At 73.0% G+C, this 3,926-nt stretch carries 5 protein-coding genes; 2 read left to right on the top strand and 3 right to left on the bottom strand.

The annotated features are described in order from the left end of the window. Positions 1-243 precede the first annotated feature (243 nt). Complete coding sequence (metB, locus tag FV223_RS22165) at positions 244-1,407, top strand: cystathionine gamma-synthase (RefSeq protein WP_147729019.1); 1,164 nt, start codon at positions 244-246, stop codon at positions 1,405-1,407. Between the two features lie 29 nt (positions 1,408-1,436). Here metB and FV223_RS22160 read toward each other — a convergent pair whose 3' ends face one another. The 3 genes from FV223_RS22160 to FV223_RS22150 form a co-directional block, all read right to left on the bottom strand. Continuing rightward, positions 1,437-1,694 (bottom strand): hypothetical protein, encoded by a 258-nt coding sequence (locus FV223_RS22160; protein WP_147729018.1) that lies wholly within the window; start codon positions 1,692-1,694, stop codon positions 1,437-1,439. Between the two features lie 121 nt (positions 1,695-1,815). Next, positions 1,816-2,211, bottom strand: coding sequence for a prolyl oligopeptidase family serine peptidase (locus FV223_RS22155; RefSeq protein ID WP_246689763.1), 396 nt, complete (start codon positions 2,209-2,211; stop codon positions 1,816-1,818). Between the two features lie 292 nt (positions 2,212-2,503). Beyond that, positions 2,504-2,953, bottom strand: coding sequence for a helix-turn-helix domain-containing protein (locus FV223_RS22150; RefSeq protein WP_147729017.1), 450 nt, complete (start codon positions 2,951-2,953; stop codon positions 2,504-2,506). 82 nt (positions 2,954-3,035) lie between these two features. Between FV223_RS22150 and FV223_RS22145 the strand changes: the two genes are divergently transcribed. Beyond that, the coding region (locus FV223_RS22145) for a chloride channel protein (protein ID WP_147729016.1) at positions 3,036-3,926 on the top strand (891 nt) is incomplete at its 3' end.

The raw sequence follows: 3,926 nt of genomic DNA, 5'->3' as shown, positions 1-3,926 counted from the left end.
CTCGCCGCCCGCCGCGCGCTGCTCGACCCGCTGCTCCCGCGCGAGGCCGCCTTCCGCTGCGGCCTCGTGCCCGGCGAGGATGGGGCCGCGGCGTTGCCGCCGGTGCGCCCGCTGGTCGTGAAGGACTGAAAGGCGGCGCGCGACGTCACGTTCCGTTGTAAGATCGTTTCGTCCTCTATAAAGAACGCCTCGGCGGGGCCGTCGGATCGCACCGCGGACCGATTCCCGGGAGGAGGGGAAGCGATGACCGAACCGAAAGCAGCGCGCACGATCGCGGCCACCAACGGCGTGGCCGCGGACACCGCGTACGGCGCCGTCATCGCCCCGATCCATCTCTCGACGACCTACAAGTTCCCGGCCTTCGAGAAGCCGGGGCCGTACGACTACTCGCGGCTGGGCAACCCGACGCGCGACCAGCTCGCCGACACCATCGCCAAGCTCGAGGGCGGCGCCCGCGCGGTCGTGGTGTCGAGCGGCATGGCGGCCCTCGACCTGGCGCTGTCGAGCCTGCGGCCGGGCGACCTCCTGATCGCCCCGCACGATTGCTACGGCGGCACGCACCGCCTGCTCAGCCTGCGCAGCGCGCGCGGGCACTACACGGTTGCCTTCGTCGACCAGAACGACCCGGCGGCTTTGGCCGCGGCCTTCGCGGGAAGGCCCAAGGTCGTGCTGATCGAGACGCCGAGCAACCCGCTGATGCGCGTCGTCGACGTCCGCCGCGTCACCGGGCTCGCCCGCGAGGCCGGCGCGCTCTCGGTGGTCGACAACACCTTCCTGTCGCCGGCCCTGCAGCGGCCCCTGGCGCTCGGGGCCGACCTCGTCGTGCACGCGACGACCAAGTTCCTCAACGGGCATTCCGACGTGGTCGGGGGCGCGGTGGTCGCGGCCGACGCCAAGGTCGGCGAGGAGCTCGCCGCCTGGGCCAACACCATCGGCGTCACCGGCTCGCCGTTCGACGCCTACCTCACGCTGCGGGGCGTGCGCACCCTGTTCGTGCGGATCGAGCAGCAGCAGAAGACCGCCGGGCGTCTCGCCGCGTTCCTGGCCGGCCACCCGGCCGTCGCCGCGGTGTACTATCCCGGCCTTGAGACCCATCCGGGCCACGCCCTCGCCAAGGCGCAGCAGAGCGGCTTCGGCGCCATGCTGAGCTTCGAGCTCGCGGGCGGGCGCGAGGCGGTGCGGCGGTTCGTGGCGGTGCTGCGGGTGTTCACGCTGGCCGAGTCCCTCGGCGGGGTCGAGAGCCTGATCTCGCACGCCGAGACCATGACCCATGCGGCGATGGATCCCGAGGCGCGCGTGATCGCCGGCATCACCGACGGGCTACTGCGGCTGTCGATCGGGCTCGAGGCGGAGGACGATCTCCTGGCCGACCTGTCCCGCGCGCTCGACGCCCTCCCGCCCGCCTGAAGGTCCGCGCGGCGGCCGCCCGCGCCGGCTCAGCCGCCGCTGCCCGGGCGTTCCGCCTCGCCGCGCATCGCGTTGAGGACGCGGCGCCGGGCCTGGGGATCGCGGATCGAGAGCCAGAGCTGCAGCAGGGACGCCAGCTCGCCGAGCTCGCCGGCCGACTGTGCTCCGGCCTCTCGCTCTCCGGCCCCTTGCGCTCGGTCCCCGTGCGCTCCGGCCGCGAAGGCTTCCACGGGCAGCCCGAGGGCGTCGGCGATCGCTTGCAGGGAATGCACGTTGTCGTTGACCATGCCATCGGTACGAACGTACCGGTCGGAAGGTTGCCGGTTTGAATACAAAATCCATACAATTCGGCTGCGGATCGCCACACGCTTTCGTGAGGGGATCGCGTCGCGGCGCAGGCGACCGTTCTCAGGCCGGCGGATCGTCGCGCAGGATCCGCATCGCGCGTCCCTCAACCTCGTGCCGGTGGATCGGCTCGACGCGGCCGCCGAGGTGGCGGCCGAGGAAGGCTTCGGCCCGGGCGTGGAAGGCGAGGCTGTTCTCCGGCCGGGCGAAGCCGTGGCCCTCGTCGGGGAACAGCAGGTAGGTGACCGGGATGCGCTTGGCGACGAGCGCCGCGACCATCTGGTCGGATTCCGCCTGCCGCACCCGCGGATCGTTCGCGCCCTGCGCGATCAGCAGCGGCACCCGGATCCGGTCGGCGACGTGCCAGCGCCGGCGCGCGCGGTCGACCGCGTAGGCCAGCGGGTCGGTGGTTCTCGTCGCCGTCCGTGTCCTGCAGGTAGAGCAGGTGGCGCCCGTCATAGGCCCATTCGTAGTCGCGGATGCCGCGGTGGCGGTCGGCGGTCACCGGCGCGCCGGAAGCCGGGTCGCCGGCCGGCCCGACCCGGAGGTTCAGCACGCCCTCGACCGGCGCGAGCCAGGCCAGCCGCGTCCCGTCGCGGCTGATCCGGTAGGCGGTCCGCAGCGGGTTGCCGAACAGGTGCGCCCGCGGGATCAGCTCGATCATCGAGGTCGTCCTCCCGCGCCGCCGGCCCGCGGCCGCTCCGCCCGGCATTCGGACCGGAGCGCCCCGGTTCCGCAAGCCCGGCGCTCCTCAAGGGCACCCGGCGTCGGGCCGGCCGTGCACGCGGTCGAGGGCCGTGGCCAGGGCGGTGGCCAGCGCCGGCTCCAGCGTCTGAAGCTCGGCGAGATGGGCCGTCGTCAGCTGCTGCAGCACCGCCATCGCCTTCGGCGTCAGCGTCAGCGCCATGCGGCGCCGGTCCCGGGCCTCAGCGGCCTTGGTCAGGAAGCCCTTGTCGACCATGCGCGCGACCAGCTCCGCCGCGGTCTGCGGCGCGATCAGCAGCTGCTCGGCCACGAACCCGACGGTGGGCGGCCCGTCATGCCCGGCGATCGCCAGCAGCGCCTGATGCTGCTGCGCCGGCAGGCCGACCTTGCCGGCCGCCGCCTCGCTGAAGGCGAGGAAGCGCCGCAGCTCCAGCCGGAAGCGCGCGATCGCGGCATAGGCCTCCCGCGAGAGGACGGGCCCCGCATCCGAATCCATCGAGCATCTCCGGTCAGGGGTTTAATATATCGTATTACGATATATATCGGGCGTCACCGCATCCTACAGGAGGTTCGACCGCATGCAGGCCACCCAGCCAGCCGCGCCCGCCGGGCGTCGGGCTCTCGGCGATTTCCGGACCGACCGACGCCTCGTCCGCCTCTGCGCCATGGCCGTGATCATCGGCCTCGGCAGCACGGTCGCGGCCTGGGCCCTGCTCGCGCTGATCGCCTTCGTGACGAACCTCGTCTGGTTCGGCCGGGTCGACGCGACGGCGACCTCGCTGGCGCGGGCGACGCCGTCGCTCTGGATGGTCTGCGTGCCGCCGCTCGGCGGCCTGGTCATCGGCCTGATGGCGCGGTTCGGCTCCGAGAAGATCCGCGGCCACGGCATTCCCGAGGCGATCGAGGCGATCCTGATCGGCGGCAGCCGCATGTCGCCGAAGGTCGCCGTGCTGAAGCCGGTCTCGTCCGCGATCTCGATCGGCACCGGCGGCCCGTTCGGCGCCGAGGGGCCGATCATCATGACCGGCGGCGCCATCGGCTCGCTGTTCGCGCAGTTCTTCCACTTGAGCGCCGCCGAGCGGAAGACGCTCCTCGTCGCCGGCGCCGCCGCCGGCATGACCGCGATCTTCGGCACGCCGGTCGCCGCGGTGCTGCTCGCGGTGGAGCTGCTGCTGTTCGAGTGGCGCCCGCGCAGCTTCATCCCGGTGGTGGCCGCCGCCGTCACCGCCACGATGCTGCGGCCGGCGCTGTTCGGGTCCGGCCCGCTCTTCCCCTTCGCCGCCGACCCGGTGCTGCCGTGGTGGGGGCTCGCCGCCTGCGTCGCCGTCGGCGTCGTCGCGGGGCTGCTCTCGGGCGTGCTGACGACGCTGCTCTACGGGATCGAGGACGCGTTCGAGCGCCTGCCGATCCACTGGATGTGGTGGCCGGCGCTCGGCGGCCTCGCCGTCGGCCTCGGCGGGCTGGTCGAG

Source organism: Methylobacterium sp. WL116 (genome assembly GCF_008039455.1).
Classification (GTDB): domain Bacteria; phylum Pseudomonadota; class Alphaproteobacteria; order Rhizobiales; family Beijerinckiaceae; genus Methylobacterium.
The sequence above is the reverse complement of the archived record's forward strand: the minus strand, read 5'-3'. Positions and strand labels throughout refer to the sequence as shown.